A 17,317-nucleotide genomic window follows, 5' to 3' on the forward strand; every position below is an offset into this window, starting at 1 on the left:
GCGCCGGCGTCGACCACCGCGACGTCCGCGCCCTCCGCGTGGCCGTCGCCCCCACGCTGCCGCCGGGCGTGCGCCGCCCGCACGGGCCCGGGTGCCCGGAACCCGGACGGGTCGTGGGCCCGTGGGCCCCGCCTCGCGCCGTGCCGCGCGTGCTCTGGCAGGATCGAGCCGTGCCGGACGCGACCATCCACGAGGACCTGCGGCGGCTCGCTGCCGCGTACGACGTCGTGCCGGGCTACCGCGGCCACGACGGCCTCGAGCACGAGGCCACCGACCAGACCGTCGTGCGTGTGCTCGCGGCGCTCGGCGTCGACGCCTCGACGCCCGAACGCGTCGCGCTCGCGCTCGCGCACGTCGAGAACACGCCCTGGCGTCGCGTGCTCCCGCCCGTCGTCGTGACCCGGGCGGGCCACGCTGCGCGCGTCCCCGTGCACGTCACGCACGGCGACCCCGTCGAGGTGTGGCTCGAGCTCGACCCCGAGGCGGGGGGCGGCCGGCGCGAGGTGACGCAGGTCGACGTGGTCGTCGAGCCACGGTCGGTCGACGGCCGCACCGTCGGGCGGGCGACGTTCGAGCTGCCGTCCGACCTGCCCCTGGGATGGCACGAGATCCGCGCGGAGGGGCCCAGCGCGCACGCCCACAGCCCCGTCGTGGTGACCCCCGACCGTCTCGAGCTGCCCGAGCGGCTGCGCGAGGGCGGTGCGTGGGGCGTGATGGCCCAGCTCTACTCGGTGCGGTCGCGCGCGTCGTGGGGGGTCGGGGATCTCGCCGACCTGGCCGAGCTCGGCTGGCTCGCCGCGCAGCGGTGGGGTGCGGACTTCCTGCTCGTGAACCCGCTGCACGCGGCCGAGCCCGTCGAGCCGCTGACCCCCAGCCCGTACCTGCCGACCACGCGCCGCTTCGTCAACCCGCTGTACGTGCGGGTCGAGGACGTGCGCGAGACCGGGTACCTGTCGGCCGCGGACCGCGCCCTCCTCGAGTGGGCGGCCGAGCCCGTGCTGGCGCTCGACGTCGACCCCGGACCGATCGACCGCGACACCGCGTGGGCGGCCAAGCGCGCCGCCCTCGAGGTCGTGTTCGCGCACCCGCGGTCGCCCGCGCGGCAGGCGGCGTTCGAGGCGTTCGTCGAGGAGCAGGGCGAGGGCCTGCGCGAGTTCGCGCTGTGGTGCGCGCTCGTCGAGCGCCACGGACCGCCCGCGGGCTGGCCCCCCGCGCTGCACGACCCGCTGTCGGACGCGGTCGCCGCCGCCGCCGTCGAGCTCCACGACCGCGTGGTGTTCCACTCGTGGCTGCAGTGGGTGGCCGACGAGCAGCTCGAGCACGCGCAGCGCGTCGCACGTGAGAACGGCATGGCGCTCGGGATCATGCACGACCTCGCGGTCGGCGTGCACCCCGAGGGCGCCGACGCGTGGGCGCTGCGCGACGTGCTCGCGACCGGGGCGTCGGTGGGCGCGCCGCCCGACATGTACAACCAGCAGGGTCAGGACTGGTCGCAGCCGCCGTGGCACCCCGAGGCGCTCGCGCGCGCGGCCTACCGGCCGTACCGCGACATGCTGCGCACGGTCCTGCGGCACGCGGGCGCGATCCGCATCGACCACGTCATCGGCCTGTTCCGGCTGTGGTGGGTGCCCGCCGGCAACGCCGCGACCGACGGCGCGTACGTGCGCTACGACCACGACGCGCTCGTCGGCATCCTCGCGCTCGAGGCGCACCGCGCGGGTGCGGTCGTGATCGGCGAGGACCTGGGCACCGTCGAGCCCTGGGTCCGCGACTACCTGGCCGACCGCGGCGTGCTCGGCACGTCGGTGCTGTGGTTCGAGCAGCAGGCGGACGGCCGCCCGCTCGCGCCCGAGTCGTACCGGCCGCTCGTCCTGGCGACGGTCACGACGCACGACCTGCCGCCGACGGCCGGCTACCTCGCGGGCGAGCACGTCGCGCTGCGCGAGCGTCTCGGCCTGCTCACGCGGCCCGCGCGCGAGGTGCGCGCCGAGGCGGCCGCCGAGCGGGACCGCATGCTCGACGCGCTGCGCGAGCGCGGCCTCCTCGGCCCCGACCCCTCGGAGCGCGAGGTCGTCGAGGCCCTGCACACCTGGATCCGCGCGACGCCCTCGGTGCTCCTGGGCGTGTCGCTCGTCGACGCCGTGGGGGAGCGGCGCGCGCAGAACCAGCCGGGCACCGACCAGGAGTACCCGAACTGGAAGGTCCCGCTCGCGGACGGCACGGGCCGGCTCGTGCTGCTCGAGGACCTGTTCACCTCGGCGCGCGCCGACTCGCTCGCGCGCGTCATGCGACGGTGACCGCGCCGCTGCGGCGCGTGCGCGTCGTCGGGACGTCCGGAGCGGGCAAGACGACGTTCGCGCGGCGGCTCGCGGCCGCGCTCGACGCGCCGCACGTCGAGCTCGACGAGGTGTTCTGGGGACCCGGCTGGACCATGCGGGACGCCCAGGAGGGGCGCGCCGACGTGCGCGCGCGCACGCGCACCGACGCGTGGGTCGCCGACGGCAACTGGGCGAACAAGCTCGGGGACGCGCTCGACGACGCGGACGCGGTGGTGTGGCTCGACTACCCGCGCCGCGTCGTCATGGCGCGCGTCGTGCGGCGGACGCTGTGGCGCGGCCTGACGCGCCGCGAGCTGTGGCACGGCAACCGCGAGTCCCTGCGCAACCTCGTGCGGCGCGACCCGGAGGAGAACATCGTGCTGTGGGCGTGGACCTCGCACGCGCGGGTGCGGGAGCGGTACGCCGCGCTCGCGGACGGCCCGGGTCCGCGCGTCGTGCGGCTCACGGGCCCGCGCGCGGCGCGGCGGTGGCTCGCACGGCAGGCGGCCGAGCACGCGCGCACGGGCGGCACCGGTTCGCCGCGCTGAGCCGACGTCGAGCGGGTACCGAGCCGCGCACGGCCCCGGTGTGACGACGCCCGACGGCCGGGCCCCGAACGGGGCCCGGCCGTCGGGCGTCGTGCCGCTCAGGCGCGGCGGCGGTCCGCCTCCTGCGCGGCGAGCGCGCGACGCACGCCGTCGCGGGACTCCGCGAGCAGCCGGCGCAGCGCGGCCGGCGCGTCGGGGTGCGCCGCGAGCCACGCGTCGGTGGTCCCCAGCACGTCGGCGCGGGCGTCGTCCGCGAGCTCGGTCGGGTACAGGCCCAGCACGACGTTCTGCGCCATCTCGTTGGTCTTGTCGGACCAGACGCGCTCGAGCTCGGCGAAGTACCGCTCGACGAACGGCAGCAGGAGCGACGCGTCGTGCACGCGGCCGAACCCGCTGATCGTGGCCGCCTGCAGCGCGTTCGGCAGCTCGTCGCCCGTGACGACGGCGGCCCACGCCGCCTCCTTCGCCTCGGGCGTGGGGAGCGCCGCCCGCGCGGCGGCCGCGGCGCGCTGGCCCGTCGCCGTCGGGTCGGCGGCCTGCTGCGCGGCGACGTCCGCCTCACCGGCGCGGCCCCCGGCGACCAGCGCCGTGAGCAGCTCCCACCGCAGGTCCGTGTCGATCGACAGCCCGTCGAGCGTCGCGCGCCCGTCGAGCAGGTCGGCGACCGCGTCGATCTGCGCGGCCGTGCGCGCCCGGGCCGCGAAGGCCTTGACGAGCTGCAGCTGCAGGTCGGACCCGGCGGGGGCGGCCTGCGCGAGCGCGTGCAGCCGGTCGGCCGCGGCGACGGCCGTCGCCTCGCGGTGCTCGGGTGCGACGTACAGGTCGAGCGTCGTCGCGAGCTGCCGCAGCAGCACCAGCACGACCGACGAGTCCGTCTCGTGCGCGACGTTGCCGAGCACGAGGTCGACGAAGTCGCGCGCCGGGGTCTCGCCGTCGCGCGTCGCGTCCCAAGCCGCCGCCCACACGAGCGTGCGGGGCAGCGAGTCGGTGAACCTGTCGAGGTGCGCCACGGCGGTCGCGAGGGAGTGCTCGTCGAGCCGCACCTTCGCGTACGCGAGGTCGTCGTCGTTCACGAGCAGCAGCGCGGGCCGCGGCACGCCGACGAGCTCGGGCACCTCGGTCCGGGGGCCGTCGACGTCGAGCTCGACGCGCACGGTCCGCACGAGCCGCGCGTCGTCGCCCTCGCCCTGCAGCTCGTAGCCGCCGATCGCGAGGCGGTGCGGACGCTGCACGGGGTGCTCGTCCGGGACCTCCTGCAGCACCGCGAACGACGTGATGACGCCGTCGGCGTCGACCTCGACCGCGGGCCGCAGCAGCGTGACGCCGGCCTTCTCGAGCCAGAGCGCGGACCACGCGGACAGGTCGCGTCCGCTGGTGGCCTCGAGCTCGGTGAGCAGGTCGCGCAGCTGGGTGTTGCCCCACGCGTGCTGCTGGAAGTACGCGCGCACCCCGGCGAAGAAGTGCTCCTGGCCGACCCACGAGACCAGCTGCTTGAGCACCGACGCGCCCTTGGCGTAGGTGATGCCGTCGAAGTTCACCTCGACGTCCTCGAGGTCGCGCATGTCCGCGACGATCGGGTGCGTTGACGGCAGCTGGTCCTGGCGGTACGCCCACGACTTCTCGAGCGAGGAGAACGTGGTCCACGAGCTCGTCCAGCGCGTCGCCTCGGCCGCGGCGAGCGTCGAGGCGTACTCCGCGAACGACTCGTTGAGCCACAGGTCGTCCCACCAGCGCATGGTGACCAGGTCGCCGAACCACATGTGCGCGAGCTCGTGCAGGATCGTCACGGCGCGTCGCTCGATCGTGGCCTCGGGCACCTTGGAGCGGAAGACGTACGACTCGAGGAACGTCACCGCGCCGGCGTTCTCCATCGCGCCCGCGTTGAACTCGGGCACGAAGAGCTGGTCGTACTTGGCGAACGGGTAGGGGAACCCGAACTTCTCCTCGTAGAACGCGAAGCCCGCGCGCGTGACGTCGAGGATCTCGTCGGTGTCGAGGTGCTGCGCGAGCGACGCGCGGCAGTACACGCCGAGCGGGATCGTGCGGCCGTCGCTGCTCGTGAGCTCGCCGCGCTCGCCGTGGTACGGCCCCGCGACGACAGCCGTGATGTACGACGAGATCCGCGGCGTCGTCTCGAACCGCCACGTCGCGGTGCCGGCGTCGCGGCCGCCGTTGAGGTTGCGGCCGTCCGGCACGGGCTCGGGGTCGCCGACCTGCGGGTAGTTCGACACGACCGTCCAGTGCGCGGGGGCCGTCACCGTGAACGTGAACGTCGCCTTGAGGTCGGGCTGCTCGAACACCGCGAAGACGCGGCGCGAGTCGGCGACCTCGAACTGGCTGTACAGGTAGACCTCGTCGTCGACCGGGTCGACGAACCGGTGCAGGCCCTCGCCGGTGTGCATGTAGGCGCAGTCCGCGACGACCGTCAGCTCGTTCTCGGCGGCGAGGTCGCTCAGCGCGATGCGCGAGTCGGCGACCACCTCGGCCGGGTCGAGGCTGCGGCCGTTGAGCACGACCTCGTGCACGGCCGGGGCGATGAGGTCGATGAACGTGCTCGCACCGGGCGTCGCGGCGAACCGCACGGTCGTGCGCGACGCGAACGTCGCGGGTCCCGTGGTGAGGTCGAGCTCGACGTCGTACGCGTGCGTGCGCACGAGCGCCGCGCGCTCGGCGGCCTCGGCGCGGGTGAGGTTCTCTCCGGGCACGGACGATCTCCGATCGGTGGGCGGCGGTGGCCGCGGCGGGACGGTGGCGGCGGACCGGGACGGTCGGCGGCGACGGGGGTCGGGGCGGCCGGGCGCGGGTCACAACCGATGTCGCTCGTGCGCGACCGCACGATCATGCCACGCACGCCCGGTCCGGCACGGGCCCGGGGGCCCGTGCCCGGGGGACGTCGGGTCCCCGCGGCGGCGCGACGACCTGGACGGTTGTGCGCGGACGGGCGGGACGGGGCACACTCGGTTGGTTCGTCAGCGAGAGGAGACCGGTGTGCCCGTCGTCGACTTCTGGTTCGACCCCGCCTGCCCCTGGGCGTGGATGACGTCGCGCTGGATGGACGAGGTCGCGCGCGTGCGCGACGTCGACGTCCGGTGGCACGTGATGAGCCTGTCCGTCCTCAACGAGGGCCGGGACCTGCCGCAGGAGTACCGCGCGCTCATGGACGACGCGTGGGGACCCGTGCGTGTGCTGGTCGCCGCGGCGCGCGACCACGGCGACGAGGTCCTCAAGCCGTTGTACGACGCGCTCGGCACGCGCCGGCACCCCGGCGGCCGCAGCGACACCGACGCGATCGTCGCCGAGTCGCTCGCCGAGGTGGGCCTGCCCGCCTCGCTCGCGGACGTCGCCGCGACGCAGGAGGTCGACGACCTGCTGCGCGCGTCGCACCAGCGCGCGCTGGACCTGGTCGGCGACGAGGTCGGCACGCCCGTCGTCGCGATCGACGGCGTCGCGTTCTTCGGCCCCGTCATCACCCCGGCGCCGCGCGGCGAGGACGCCGGCCGGCTGTTCGACGGGCTCGCGCTCGTCACGAGCGTGCCCGGCTTCTACGAGCTGAAGCGCACCCGGACCCAGGGTCCGGTGTTCGACGCGCCCGCCCCGGCGTGAACGGGCGCGGCCCGCTCGCGGGTCTGAGCCGTGGCATGCGGGCGTTCCTGCTGGTGGACGTCGTGCTGGTCGTGCTGCTGGTGGTGGTGCTGGCAGTGACCCTGCCCGGGCGGGGCGGTGGTGCTGCGGACGACGACCGGGCGCCCGCGACGGCGACGTCCGCGACGGCGTCCCCGACCTCGGGGAGCGCCGGGCGCTCCGAGCGTCCCGTGACGTTCGCGCTGCCCAGCGGCAACATCACGTGCGAGATGAGCCCGAGCGGCGTGGTGTGCACGATCGGGAGCTTCACCTACGCCGCACCGCAGGTCACCGGCTGCGACGCGGGTGCGGGCCACGTCGTGCGCCTGGACGCCGACGGGTTCGCGTTCCAGTGCGAGGACGACGGAGTCCCGGACCTCGGCACCCCGGTCGAGCTCGCGTACGGCGCGACGCAGAGCGTCGGGGGGTACACGTGCTCGTCGGGCACCGACGGCGTGACGTGCACCGACGCCGCGGGCGTCGGCTTCCGGCTCGCTCGCGCGCAGTGGGTCACGCTGCCCTGAGCGGCGCGCACCGCGCCTGACGCTCAGGCCGGGCGGGTCTGCGGGTCGGCTGCCGCGGCGGCGCTCTCGACGCGGTCACGTCCGTGGTGCTTGGCCGCGTAGAGCGCACGGTCGGCCGCCTCGAGGACCTCCGCGGTCGTGGTGCCGTCGTCGGGGTAGCTGGCCACGCCCGCGGACAGCGTGACCCCCGGGGCGCCGACGGCTGCGGGCGCCGCACCGGCCAGGACGCGCAGCTCGTGCGCGCGGCGCCGCGCCGTCACGTGGTCGATGCCGGGCAGGACCAGCACGAACTCCTCGCCGCCGACGCGCACGACCGTGTCCGACGGCCGCGCGCCGGCCGCGAGGCCCGCGGCGACCGCGCGCAGCACGGCGTCGCCCACCGCGTGCCCGTGCGCGTCGTTGACGTCCTTGAAGTGGTCGACGTCGAGGGCCACGACCGACGCCCGCCCGTGCGCCTCGCGTGCGGCGTCGAGGGCCGCCTCGACCGCCGGCTCGAGGACGCGACGGTTGTGCAGACCCGTGAGCGCGTCGTGCTGCAGGTCGTCGCTCAGCTGCGCACGGACCTGCTCCGAGCTCACGAGCTCGGCGTTGAGGCGCTGGTTCGCGATCGACAGGTCGGTCGTGCGCGTCAGCAGCTCGAGCGTCGAGTCGCGCAGCTGGCGCACGCGCCGCACCTCGTCCGACACGTCCCGCACCAGCAGCACCCAGCCCACGTGGCGCGCCCGGGGGTCGCGCAGCGCGCGGGCCCGCACGTCGAGGAACACGTCCGGCGCCACGCGCACCTCGCGCAGCAGCACGTCGTCCTCGACGGGCTCGAGATCGCCCGTCGGCAGGGCCAGCCCGAGATCGCCCAACGTGAGGTCGCCGTGCGTGCCCGGGGCGACCCGCGCGACGAGCGCGCGCCCGTCCGGGTTGAGGTCGACGAGCCGGCCGGTGTGGTCGGTGACCACCACGGCCTGCGCGAGGTGCTCGAAGACCTGCTCGCGTGCCACGGTCGCGACGCGCACCATCTCGTGCCGGAACACCGCGACGGTGACGATGACGGCCGTCGGCCCGAAGCCGAGGCGGGCCAGCTGGCCGCCGTCGGAGTCGGACAGCGCCCACATCAGCCCGGCCGTCGACGACACGACGGTCGGGACGACGCCGAGCAGGACCACGCGCAGCTGCCGGCGGCGGAACGGCCCGGCCGACGGCATCGCGAGCAGGCCACCGGCGATCGCGAGCGCCGCGGTGAGGTAGCACGCGGCGGTGCCGACCCAGTACGCAGGCCCCGGGCGCACGCCGTCCCCGACGAGCTCGAAGTACCGGTGGTGCCACGGGTCGGTCGCCAGCAGCACCAGCGCGGTGCCGGCGGGGATGAGGACCAGCGTGCGCACGGCCCGCGACGGGCGCCGGGTGGGGTCGACGACCGAGGCGACGACGAACCACAGCGCGACCGCGACCACGAGGGTCGCGCCCTCGGCGAGGTGCCGGGCGAGGAAGACGCCCGGAGCACCCGCGTCGGCCGCCGTCACGTACGCGCCGCCGAGGCCCCAGACCGCGAGGCCCAGCAGGAGGGCCGCCAGCGGGCCGGCGCCCGGTGCCGCGGTCCGGCGGCGCAGCGCGGTGATCGCGAGCGCGACGCACGTCAGGGCGACCAGGACGTCGACGGCCGCGAGTGCTGTCCGCATGTCGACCTCCCCGGGCGGGGCGGCACCGGCGGCCACCCGGCGGCCACGATGACAGGCGTGGCTTGGTGGACACGCGTCCAGGCCGGGATCTCAGCCGGGTGAAAACCGGCACCGTGCGGCGGGCTTCACCCGTCGCACGGTGCCGGTCCGGCGTCACCAGATGCGCACGCGCTCCTGCGGGTCGAGCCACAGCGCGTCGGTGGGCTGCACGTCGAACGCGACGTAGAACTCGTCGACGTTGCGTACGACGCCGTTGCAGCGGAACTCGTCGGGCGAGTGCGGGTCGGTCGCGAGGCGGCGGATCATCTCGGCGTCGCGGGCCTTGGTGCGCCACGAGTGCGCCCAGCCGACGAACAGCCGCTGCAGCGCCGTGAGGCCGTCGAGGACCGGCGCCTGGTCGATCGGGTGCCCGAGCGCGATCTCGTACGCACGGACCGCGATCGCGAGACCGCCGAGGTCGCCGATGTTCTCGCCGATCGTCAGCTCGCCGTTGACGCGGTGGCTGCCGTCCAGCTGGCGCGGCGAGTACTGCGCGTACTGGTCGACGAGCGAGCGCGTGCGACGCTCGAACTCGGCGCGGTCCTCGGCCGTCCACCAGTCGACGAGCCGGCCGTCGCCGTCGTACTTCGAGCCCTGGTCGTCGAACCCGTGGCCGATCTCGTGCCCGATGACCGCGCCGATGCCGCCGTAGTTCACGGCGTCGTCCGCGTCGGCGTCGAAGAACGGCGGCTGCAGGATCGCGGCCGGGAAGACGATCTCGTTCATGCCGGGGTTGTAGTACGCGTTGACGGTCTGCGGCGTCATGAACCACTCGTCGCGGTCGATGGGGCGGCCGATCTTGTGCAGCTCGCGGTCGAGCTCGAACGCGTTGGCGCGCCGCACGTTGCCCAGCAGGTCGTCGGCGCGCACGGTCAGCGCCGAGTAGTCGCGCCACCGGGCGGGGTAGCCGATCTTCGGCGTGAAGGCCTCGAGCTTGTCGAGCGCGCGGCGGCGGGTCTCCTCGCCCATCCACTCCAGCGACGTGATCGACTCGCGGTACGCCTCGACGAGGTGGGCCACGAGCGTGTCCATGCGCTCCTTGTGCGTCGGCGGGAAGTGCCGCTCGACGTACACCTTGCCGACCGCCTCGCCCAGTGCGCCCTGCACCAGGCCGACGCCGCGCTTCCAGCGGTCGCGGACCTCCTGCGCGCCCGAGAGCGTGCGGCCGTAGAAGTCGAAGTTGGCCTCGACGACCTCGTCGGTCAGGTACGGCGCCCGCGCGGAGACCACGTGGTACGTGGCCCACGCCTGCCAGTCGGCGAGCGGGACCTCCGCCCACAGCTGTGCGAACCCCTCGGCGAACGACGGCTCCCGGACCACGAGGTGGTCGAGCGCACCCGCGGGCGCGCCGAGCGCGGCCGCCCACGCGCGCCAGTCGAAGCCCGGTGCGCGCTCCGCCAGCTCGGCGAGCGTGAGCGCGTTGTAGGTGAGCTCGGCGTCGCGGTCCTTCACGACGTCCCAGTGGTGCGCCGCGAGCCGCGACTCGAGCGCGACGACGCGCGCCGCGAGGTCGTCGGGGTCGCCCGCGGCGACCACGCCCGAGACGGGCGCCGCGAGCCGCAGCATCCGCGCGACGTGGGGCAGGTACTGCTCGCGCACCTCGGCGTGCTGGTCCTCGCGGTAGTACGCCTCGTCGGGCAGGCCGAGGCCGCCCTGCACGAGGTGCACGACGTAGGTGTCGGGGTCCTTGGCGTCGTTGTCGACGTACAGGTCGACCGCCGACAGCGCGCCGGTGCGCTGCAGCGCGCCGAGCGCGGTCGTCAGCTCGGCCGGCGAGGTCGCGGCGTCGACCGCCGCGAGGTCCTCGCGCAGCGGCTCGACGCCCGCCGCGGCGACCGCGTCGGTGTCCATGAAGCTCGCGTACAGCGCGCCGATCTTCGCCTCGACGCCGTCCGCGTCACCGGTCGTCGCGGCCTGCGCGGCGTCCGTGATGATGTCGAGGACCTGGCGCTCGGCCTGGTCGTACAGCGCGCGGAACGGCCCGTCCGTCGAGCGGTCCGGCGGGATCTCGTACGACGCGCGCCACCGGCCGTTGACGTACGCGTCGAGGTCGTCCTGGGGTCGCACCGTGGGGTCGAGGTCGTCGAGGGGCACTCCGCTGCGCGTCATGGGCGACAGCCTAGGAGGTCGAGGTGACACCGGCCCGGCCACCTGCGGCAGGATGGCCCCATGCGCATCCACGTCGCCGCCGACCATGCCGGGTACGAGCTCAAGGTCGCGCTCGTCGAGCACCTGCGCGCCGCCGACCACGAGGTCGTCGACCACGGTGCCTTCGAGTACGACGAGCAGGACGACTACCCCTCCTTCTGCTTCGCGGCCGGGGAGGCCGTCGTCGCCGACGCCGGCTCGCTCGGCGTCGTGATCGGCGGCTCGGGCAACGGCGAGCAGATCGCCGCGAACAAGGTCACGGGCGTGCGCGCGGCCCTCGCGTGGAACCTCGAGACCGCGCGCCTGGGGCGCCAGCACAACGACGCGAACGTCGTCGCGATCGGCGCGCGTCAGCACTCGGTCGACGAGGCGGTCGCGCTCGTCGACGCGTTCGTCGCGGAGCCGTTCAGCGGCAACCCGCGTCACCAGCGCCGCATCGACCAGCTCGCGGCGTACGAGGCCGCGCGCGCCTGACCCGTCCTCACGCAGGCCGACGGGCCGGTGCCGCGCGTGCGGCACCGGCCCGTCGGTGCGTCCCGGCCGTCCCGTCGGTGCCGGCGCACCGACGGGACGGCCCCGGCGTCAGAACACCCAGGGGCACACGGGTGCGAGCGGCGAGGTGAACGCCGCCGTGACGCGAGCGAGCGCGTCGGGCGCGCCCGTCACGAGGCCCGCGGACGCGAGCGCCGTGGCCGACCGGCCGCCCAGGTACAGCGCGCCGAGCTCGCGCACGTCGAGCCGCACGTCGGCCTCGGCGTCCGTCCGCGTGACCGTGGCCGCGCCGTCGGCGCCGACCGCCACGCGCCACCGGCCCGCGTTGGCGGGCACGAGCGCGTCGGTCACGTCGAGCACGACGTCGAGCGGCGCCGCGTAGCGCCGGCCCTGCAGCGCGGCCGGCAGGTCGAGCACGCGGACCCACACGTTGTCGCCCGTGCGCCGCTGGATCGGACGCGGGTCGACCAGCAGGTGCAGGAGCGCGTCGTCGACCGGCAGCATGGGCGTCTCGACCGTCGAGGTGAGGTCGAGGTCCAGCAGGAACGACCACAGCCGGTGCGTCGCGGCCGGGTCGAGCGCGAACGCCCAACGGACCTTGACCTTGTACTCGGGGCCGCCCTCGCCCCAGCCCTCCTTGCGGCTGAACGCGGCCGCGGCGCGCACGTCGTCGCCGTCGCGGACGGTCACGTGCAGCAGCGGCTCGAAGCCCTGCCGCCACGCCGGCGGGTCGCCCACGAGGCGTGCGCGCAGCGCGGCGGTGGGCCGGGGCATCCACCCGGGGCGCCCGGCCCCCGCGCGACGGTGCAGGTCCTCGGCGAGGTCCTCGTGCTCCTTGCCGAGCCGCTCGAGCCGGACGTCGAGCGTGTCCGCACCCGCGACCGGTCGCAGCGCGGCACCGCGCCGCAGCGTGAGGTTCACCGAGTCGGAGGCGCTGCCGTAGCCGAAGCGCCCGTAGATCGCGGCCTCCGCGGCGAACAGCGCCGACACGGGCTCGCCGCGCTCGAGCGACCGCTCGACGTGCGTCGTGATCATCGAGCGCAGCAGGCCGCGCCGGCGCTGGTCGGGGCGCACGCCGACCCACGTCAGCCCGCTGCACGCGATCGTGCCGCCCGGCACGGGCATCTCGAACGGGTACGAGCCGTGCACGGCCGCGAGCCGGCCGTCCGGGCCCTCGACGGCGACCATGCGGTCGTCCGGCACGGGGAACGGCAGGATCTCGGCGATCTCGGGGTCGACCCACCCGGCGAACGCCAGGTCGTCGACCGCCCGGAACTCGTCGCGCCGCTCGGGCGGGACGACGACGGTGCGGTAGCCGTGGGGGAGAGTGCTCATGCCTGCCATCCTGCGGGGTCGGCGCCGGGTGGTGCACGGGGATTCCTGCAGGTCGCACCCCCGCCCTACGCTCGTGCGCATGACGGCCTCACCGTTCGGCGCACGCGGCGGCTGGGCCTGGCGCGTGCTCGCGGGCTGGGCCGCCGGTCCGCAGCGCGTCGTGGGCACCGCGCTCGTGCTGCTCGCGGCGGTGTACGGCGTGGCAGTGGCGGCGCGGCCCGGCTGGTTCCCGCCGTCCGGCTTCGTGCTGCTCCTGCTGGTCGGCGCGTTCGTGCTGCGGTGGCGCGCGCTCCTGGTGCTCGTGGCGGTCGTGCTCGGCCTGACGGTCGTCCTGGTCCTCGCGCACGTGCCGCAGCTCGAGCCCGGCCCGGTCGTCGTGGTCCTGCTGGCGTGCGCCGCGGTCGTCACGTTCGGGTACGAGCGCGAGCAGCTCGGCCTGCAGGGGGCGCCCAGCGCGCTGATGCTCGTCGACCTGCGCGACCGGCTCGCCGTGGGCGGTCGGCTGCCGGCCCTGCCGGCGCCGTGGCAGGTGGGCGCCGACGTCCGCTCGGCGCACGGTGCCGCGTTCTCGGGCGACTTCGTCGTCGCACGACGTCGCGCGGACGTGCTCGAACTGGTGCTGGTCGACGTCTCGGGCAAGGGCCAGGCGGCCGGTGTGCGCGCGCTGCAGCTCCAGGGCGCGTTCGGCGGCCTGCTGGGAGCCCTGCCGCCCGAGCGCTTCCTGCCGGAGGCCAACGCCTACCTGCTCGCCCAGGGGTGGGACGAGGGCTTCGCGACCGCCGTGCACGTGTGGGTCGACCTGACGACCGGGGAGTTCCGCGTCGCGAGCGCCGGCCACCCGCCGCCCGCCCGGCTGCACGCCGGGTCGGGGCGCATCGACGTGCTGGACCTGCCCGCGGGTGTCGCGCTCGGCGTGCTGGCCGACGCCGCCCCCGGGGCGTGCGCGGGCGTGCTGGCCGCCGGCGACGCGCTCGTGCTCTACACCGACGGGCTCGTCGAGGCGCCCGGGCGTGACCTCGACCAGGGGGTCGACCGCCTGCTGGGGGTCGTCGAGGCGGCGGTCGCGGCCCGGCCCGGCAGCGCCCAGGAGGTCCTGGCCGGGGTGCGTGCGGCGGACGACGACGACCGCGCCGTCGTCGTGCTGCGCCGGTGAGCGCGCAGGGCGCGGACGTCGCGGACTACGTGGACGAGGTGCACGCGCTGGTCGCGACCATCCCCGCGGGACGCGTCATGACGTACGGACTCGTCGCCGAGGTGCTCGCCGACCGCGCGCTCGCGGCCGGGCGGACGCCGCGCGGCGGCCCGCGGCAGGTCGGCCGGGCGATGGCGAGCGGGGGAGACGTGCCGTGGTGGCGCGTCGTCAACGCGTCGGGTCAGCCGCCGCCGCACCACCTCACCCGCGCGCTCGCGCACCTGCGCTCCGAGGGCACGCCGCTGACACCCGACGGCGAGCGCGTGCGCGTGCGTCAGGCGGTGTGGTTCCCCGAGGCGTGAGCGCCTCAGCGCAGCGCGCGCGAGATGCCGCCGGTCGTCGCGAGCAGGCGCTGCCGCATCACGAACCGCCGCAGCGGACGCAGGGGGGCCCGCAGGCGCGCGACGGGTCCGGTGGCGCGGCGCCACCGTGCGACGGCGCGCAGGGCGGTGCCGCCCTCGACGTCGTCGAGCTCGAGCTCGAGCTCCTGACGCACCGTGCCCCGCGGCGTACCCCACGACCAGCGCCACGTGACGGCCCGCCCGGGACTCTGCTCGACGACGTGGAGCCCGAGCCGGGACTGCTCGGGCGAGCGGGTGCGCCGCGCGATCGTGGTGCGTGTGGGCGCGAGCAGCACCGCCCACGCGCCGTCGCCCACCGGCTCGACGGAGGTGACGGTGCGGTCCCACGCGGGCAGCCGTTCCGGGTCGCGCACGAGTGCCCAGACGTCGGTGCGCGGTGCGGGCACGAACGCGTCGTGCGTGACCGTGTCCCAGCCCCGACGCGGAGCCGCGGGACGCGTCGTCGGGAGGGGGGTGGTCGTCCGGCGCCCGTCGGCGGCGGCCAGGACGCGCTCGGCGTCCAGGTCGAGCTCGTGCAGGACGTCCTGCACGGATCCCGACGGCTCGGTGACGAGCGCGCGCAGGTGGCCCAGGTCGTCGCCGTCGTCGGTCACCGCGCGCATCACGGCCTCGGCGCGCGGCGTCCACAGCGTCGGCCCGACGGCGGGGTCGGACGGGGGTGCCGCGGTCAGCTCGGGCACGTCGACGCCGAGGCCCGTGACGCGTGCCGCGTGCGTGCGCTCGACCGCGGCGCGGGCGGACTCCAGCGTGACGCCCAGCGAGCGCAGCACGCCCCCTGCGGCACCGGGCGTGACGAGCAGCGCCAGCAGCAGGTGCTCGACGTCGATGCGCGGGTGGTGCCAGCGCGAGGCCTCCTCCTTGGCCGCGACGCTGATCTGCTGCGACCGCAGCACGGCCTCGGTCAGCCTGCCCACGCGCGTCCCTTCCTCGGGACGTCGATGCTCGGGTCCACGCGCTTCGCGTACTTCTTGTGCACGGCCTGGCGCGTCACGCCGAGCGCGTCGGCGATCTGCGTCCAGGAGTGACCCGCGCGCAGCGCGGCCTCGACCTGGCGGAGCTCGAGCGAGTCGGCGAGCAGGCGCAGCGACGCCACGGCCCGCAGCCCCGCGAGCGGCTGCGTGAGGTCGGCGGCGGTGGTGGCGACCCCCGGGGACGACATGACGAGCAACCTAGGTTGCTCGTCATGTCGTCGTCAACCGAGGTTGCTCACGACCCTCGACCGGATCAGCCGAGCGCGCGGCGCGAGGAGATGACGCCCGTGTCGAACCCCGCGAGGTGCAGCCCGCCGTGGAACCGCGCGTGCTCGATCTTCACGCAGCGGTCCATGACGACGTGCAGCCCGGCGGCCTCGCCGCGGCGCGCGACGTCCTCGTGCCACGAGCCGAGCTGCAGCCACAGCGTCCGGGCGCCGACCGCGAGGGTCTCGTCGAGGACAGTCGGCAGGTCGTCGTGGCGGCGGAACACGTCGACCAGGTCGGGGACCACGGGCAGCGCGTCGAGCGACGGGTACACGGGGTGCCCGAGGATCTCGTCGGCGCGCGGGTTGACGAAGTACACGTCGTACGGCGAGCTCGACAGCAGGTACGTCGACACGAAGTAGGACGCGCGGGCCGGGTTCGCCGACGCCCCGACGATCGCGATCGAGCGCGTGCCGCGCAGGATCGACAGCCGCTCGGGCGCGTTCGGGCCCTGCCAGGTGCGGGCGGTCATCGGGCGTCCTCCGTCGTCGTGGTGGCGCCCTCGCGCGTCGTGCCCGTGGCCGCCGTGAGCGCCTGGTCGAGGTCCCACAGGATGTCCTCGACGTCCTCGATGCCGACGCTGATGCGCACGAGGTCCTCCGGCACGCCGGCGGCCTCGAGCTGCTCGGCCGACAGCTGCTGGTGCGTCGTCGAGCCCGGGTGGATCACGAGCGTGCGGGCGTCGCCGACGTTGGCCAGGTGGCTCGCGAGCTGCACCGACTCGATGAACCGGCGGCCCACCTCGCGGCCGGGCACGTCGCCCGCGGGCGCCACCCGGAACGCGAAGACCGACCCGGGCCCCAGCGGCAGGTAGCGCTGCGCACGCTCGTGGTGCGGGTGCGACGGCAGCCCGGCCCACAGCACGTGCGCGATGCGCGGGTCCTCGTCGAGCCACCGCGCGACCGCGCGCGCGTTCGCGAGGTGCGCGTCGAGCCGCTGCGGGAGCGTCTCGACCCCCTGCAGCAGCTGGAAGGCCGACTGCGGCGACAGCGCGGGGCCGATGTCGCGCAGCTGCTCGGAGCGCAGCTTGGTGAGGAACCCGTACTCGCCGAAGTTCTCCCACCACCGCACGCCGCCGTAGGACGCGACCGGCTCGGTCATGGTGGGGAACCGGCCGTTGCCCCAGTCGAAGCGTCCCGACTCGACGACGACGCCGCCGAGCGTCGTGCCGTGCCCGCCCAGGAACTTGGTCGCCGAGTGGATGACGATGTCCGCGCCGTGCTCGATGGGCCGCACCAGGTACGGGGTCGACAGCGTGGCGTCGACGACCAGCGGGACGCCCGCCGCGTGCGCGACCTCGGCGAGCCCGGCGAGGTCCGCGACCTCGCCCGACGGGTTCGCGACGACCTCGGTGTACACGGCCTTGGTCTCGGGCCGGATCGCCGCGGCGTAGTCGGCCGGGTCGGTGCCGGGCACGAACGTCGTCTCGACGCCGAACCGGCGCAGCGTCACGTCGAGCTGCGTGACCGTCCCGCCGTACAGCTGCGCCGAGGCGACGAGGTGGTCGCCCGCCCCGGCGAGGGCCGCGAACACGAGGAACTCGGCGGCCATGCCGGACGCGGTGGCGACCGCGCCGATCCCGCCCTCGAGCGACGCGATGCGCTCCTCGAACGCCGCGACCGTCGGGTTGCCGATGCGCGAGTAGATGTTCCCGTACTTCTGCAGCGCGAACAGGTTCGCGGCGTCCGTGGTGTCGTCGAACACGAAGGACGTCGTCTGGTAGATCGGCACGGCGCGCGCGCCCGTGGTGGCGTCGGGGATGCCGCCGGCGTGCAGCGCGCGGGTGCGGAAGCCGAAGCGGTGCTCGCTCACGGTGCTCCTGTCGGGTGG

The 17,317-nt window shown here is 75.4% G+C and carries 15 protein-coding genes; 7 read left to right on the forward strand and 8 right to left on the reverse strand.

Features of this window, described 5'->3' with window-relative positions:
- Positions 1 to 170: 170 nt before the first annotated feature.
- Together malQ and ATM99_RS01200 are read left to right on the forward strand one after the other, a co-directional pair.
- Positions 171 to 2,297: a 4-alpha-glucanotransferase gene (malQ, locus tag ATM99_RS01195; RefSeq protein WP_062101133.1), complete on the forward strand. Its 2,127-nt coding sequence runs from the start codon at positions 171 to 173 to the stop codon at positions 2,295 to 2,297.
- Positions 2,294 to 2,866 carry an AAA family ATPase gene (locus ATM99_RS01200; protein ID WP_062101134.1) on the forward strand — a complete coding sequence of 191 codons (573 nt, stop codon included), beginning with the start codon at positions 2,294 to 2,296 and terminating at the stop codon, positions 2,864 to 2,866. The genes malQ and ATM99_RS01200 overlap by 4 nt, the downstream gene beginning before the upstream one ends.
- A 98-nt stretch (positions 2,867 to 2,964) precedes the next feature.
- Here ATM99_RS01200 and pepN read toward each other — a convergent pair whose 3' ends face one another.
- Positions 2,965 to 5,571 carry an aminopeptidase N gene (gene pepN, locus ATM99_RS01205; RefSeq protein WP_062101135.1) on the reverse strand — a complete coding sequence of 869 codons (2,607 nt, stop codon included), beginning with the start codon at positions 5,569 to 5,571 and terminating at the stop codon, positions 2,965 to 2,967.
- Positions 5,572 to 5,854: 283 nt separating this feature from the next.
- Here pepN and ATM99_RS01210 point away from each other — a divergent pair, with 283 nt between their 5' ends.
- Both ATM99_RS01210 and ATM99_RS01215 read left to right on the forward strand, forming a co-directional pair.
- On the forward strand, positions 5,855 to 6,469 hold the full coding sequence (locus ATM99_RS01210; RefSeq protein ID WP_062101136.1) for a DsbA family protein: 615 nt from the start codon (positions 5,855 to 5,857) through the stop codon (positions 6,467 to 6,469).
- 35 nt (positions 6,470 to 6,504) lie between these two features.
- A complete protein-coding gene (locus tag ATM99_RS01215) occupies positions 6,505 to 7,011 on the forward strand; it encodes a hypothetical protein (RefSeq protein WP_082659109.1) in 507 nt (168 codons plus the stop codon).
- Positions 7,012 to 7,034: 23 nt separating this feature from the next.
- On the opposite strand, the gene ATM99_RS01220 is transcribed toward ATM99_RS01215, so the two are convergent.
- Both ATM99_RS01220 and ATM99_RS01225 read right to left on the reverse strand, forming a co-directional pair.
- Positions 7,035 to 8,681, reverse strand: a complete 1,647-nt coding sequence (locus ATM99_RS01220; RefSeq protein WP_150118050.1) for a diguanylate cyclase — start codon at positions 8,679 to 8,681, stop codon at positions 7,035 to 7,037.
- Positions 8,682 to 8,834: 153 nt separating this feature from the next.
- Positions 8,835 to 10,829: a M13 family metallopeptidase gene (locus ATM99_RS01225; RefSeq protein ID WP_062101139.1), complete on the reverse strand. Its 1,995-nt coding sequence runs from the start codon at positions 10,827 to 10,829 to the stop codon at positions 8,835 to 8,837.
- 60 nt (positions 10,830 to 10,889) lie between these two features.
- Here ATM99_RS01225 and ATM99_RS01230 point away from each other — a divergent pair, with 60 nt between their 5' ends.
- Positions 10,890 to 11,342 (forward strand): ribose-5-phosphate isomerase, encoded by a 453-nt coding sequence (locus tag ATM99_RS01230; RefSeq protein ID WP_062101140.1) that lies wholly within the window; start codon positions 10,890 to 10,892, stop codon positions 11,340 to 11,342.
- Positions 11,343 to 11,450: 108 nt separating this feature from the next.
- On the opposite strand, the gene ATM99_RS01235 is transcribed toward ATM99_RS01230, so the two are convergent.
- Positions 11,451 to 12,695, reverse strand: coding sequence for a GNAT family N-acetyltransferase (locus ATM99_RS01235; RefSeq protein WP_062101141.1), 1,245 nt, complete (start codon positions 12,693 to 12,695; stop codon positions 11,451 to 11,453).
- Between the two features lie 79 nt (positions 12,696 to 12,774).
- Between ATM99_RS01235 and ATM99_RS01240 the strand changes: the two genes are divergently transcribed.
- Together ATM99_RS01240 and ATM99_RS01245 are read left to right on the forward strand one after the other, a co-directional pair.
- On the forward strand, positions 12,775 to 13,848 hold the full coding sequence (locus ATM99_RS01240; RefSeq protein WP_082659108.1) for a PP2C family protein-serine/threonine phosphatase: 1,074 nt from the start codon (positions 12,775 to 12,777) through the stop codon (positions 13,846 to 13,848).
- Positions 13,845 to 14,189: an MGMT family protein gene (locus tag ATM99_RS01245; RefSeq protein WP_223304750.1), complete on the forward strand. Its 345-nt coding sequence runs from the start codon at positions 13,845 to 13,847 to the stop codon at positions 14,187 to 14,189. Before ATM99_RS01240 ends, ATM99_RS01245 begins: the two co-directional genes overlap by 4 nt.
- A 5-nt stretch (positions 14,190 to 14,194) precedes the next feature.
- On the opposite strand, the gene ATM99_RS01250 is transcribed toward ATM99_RS01245, so the two are convergent.
- From ATM99_RS01250 to ATM99_RS01265, 4 genes are all read right to left on the reverse strand, one after another.
- On the reverse strand, positions 14,195 to 15,163 hold the full coding sequence (locus ATM99_RS01250; protein WP_062101142.1) for a Clp protease N-terminal domain-containing protein: 969 nt from the start codon (positions 15,161 to 15,163) through the stop codon (positions 14,195 to 14,197).
- Positions 15,151 to 15,408, reverse strand: coding sequence for a hypothetical protein (locus tag ATM99_RS01255; protein ID WP_062101143.1), 258 nt, complete (start codon positions 15,406 to 15,408; stop codon positions 15,151 to 15,153). The genes ATM99_RS01250 and ATM99_RS01255 overlap by 13 nt, the downstream gene beginning before the upstream one ends.
- A gap of 65 nt (positions 15,409 to 15,473) precedes the next feature.
- Complete coding sequence (locus tag ATM99_RS01260; protein ID WP_062101144.1) at positions 15,474 to 15,959, reverse strand: CoA-binding protein; 486 nt, start codon at positions 15,957 to 15,959, stop codon at positions 15,474 to 15,476.
- Positions 15,956 to 17,299, reverse strand: coding sequence for an O-acetylhomoserine aminocarboxypropyltransferase/cysteine synthase family protein (locus ATM99_RS01265; protein WP_062101145.1), 1,344 nt, complete (start codon positions 17,297 to 17,299; stop codon positions 15,956 to 15,958). Before ATM99_RS01265 ends, ATM99_RS01260 begins: the two co-directional genes overlap by 4 nt.
- Positions 17,300 to 17,317 lie beyond the last annotated feature (18 nt).

This window comes from Cellulomonas sp. B6, from assembly GCF_001462455.1.
In the GTDB taxonomy this organism is placed as follows: domain Bacteria; phylum Actinomycetota; class Actinomycetes; order Actinomycetales; family Cellulomonadaceae; genus Cellulomonas.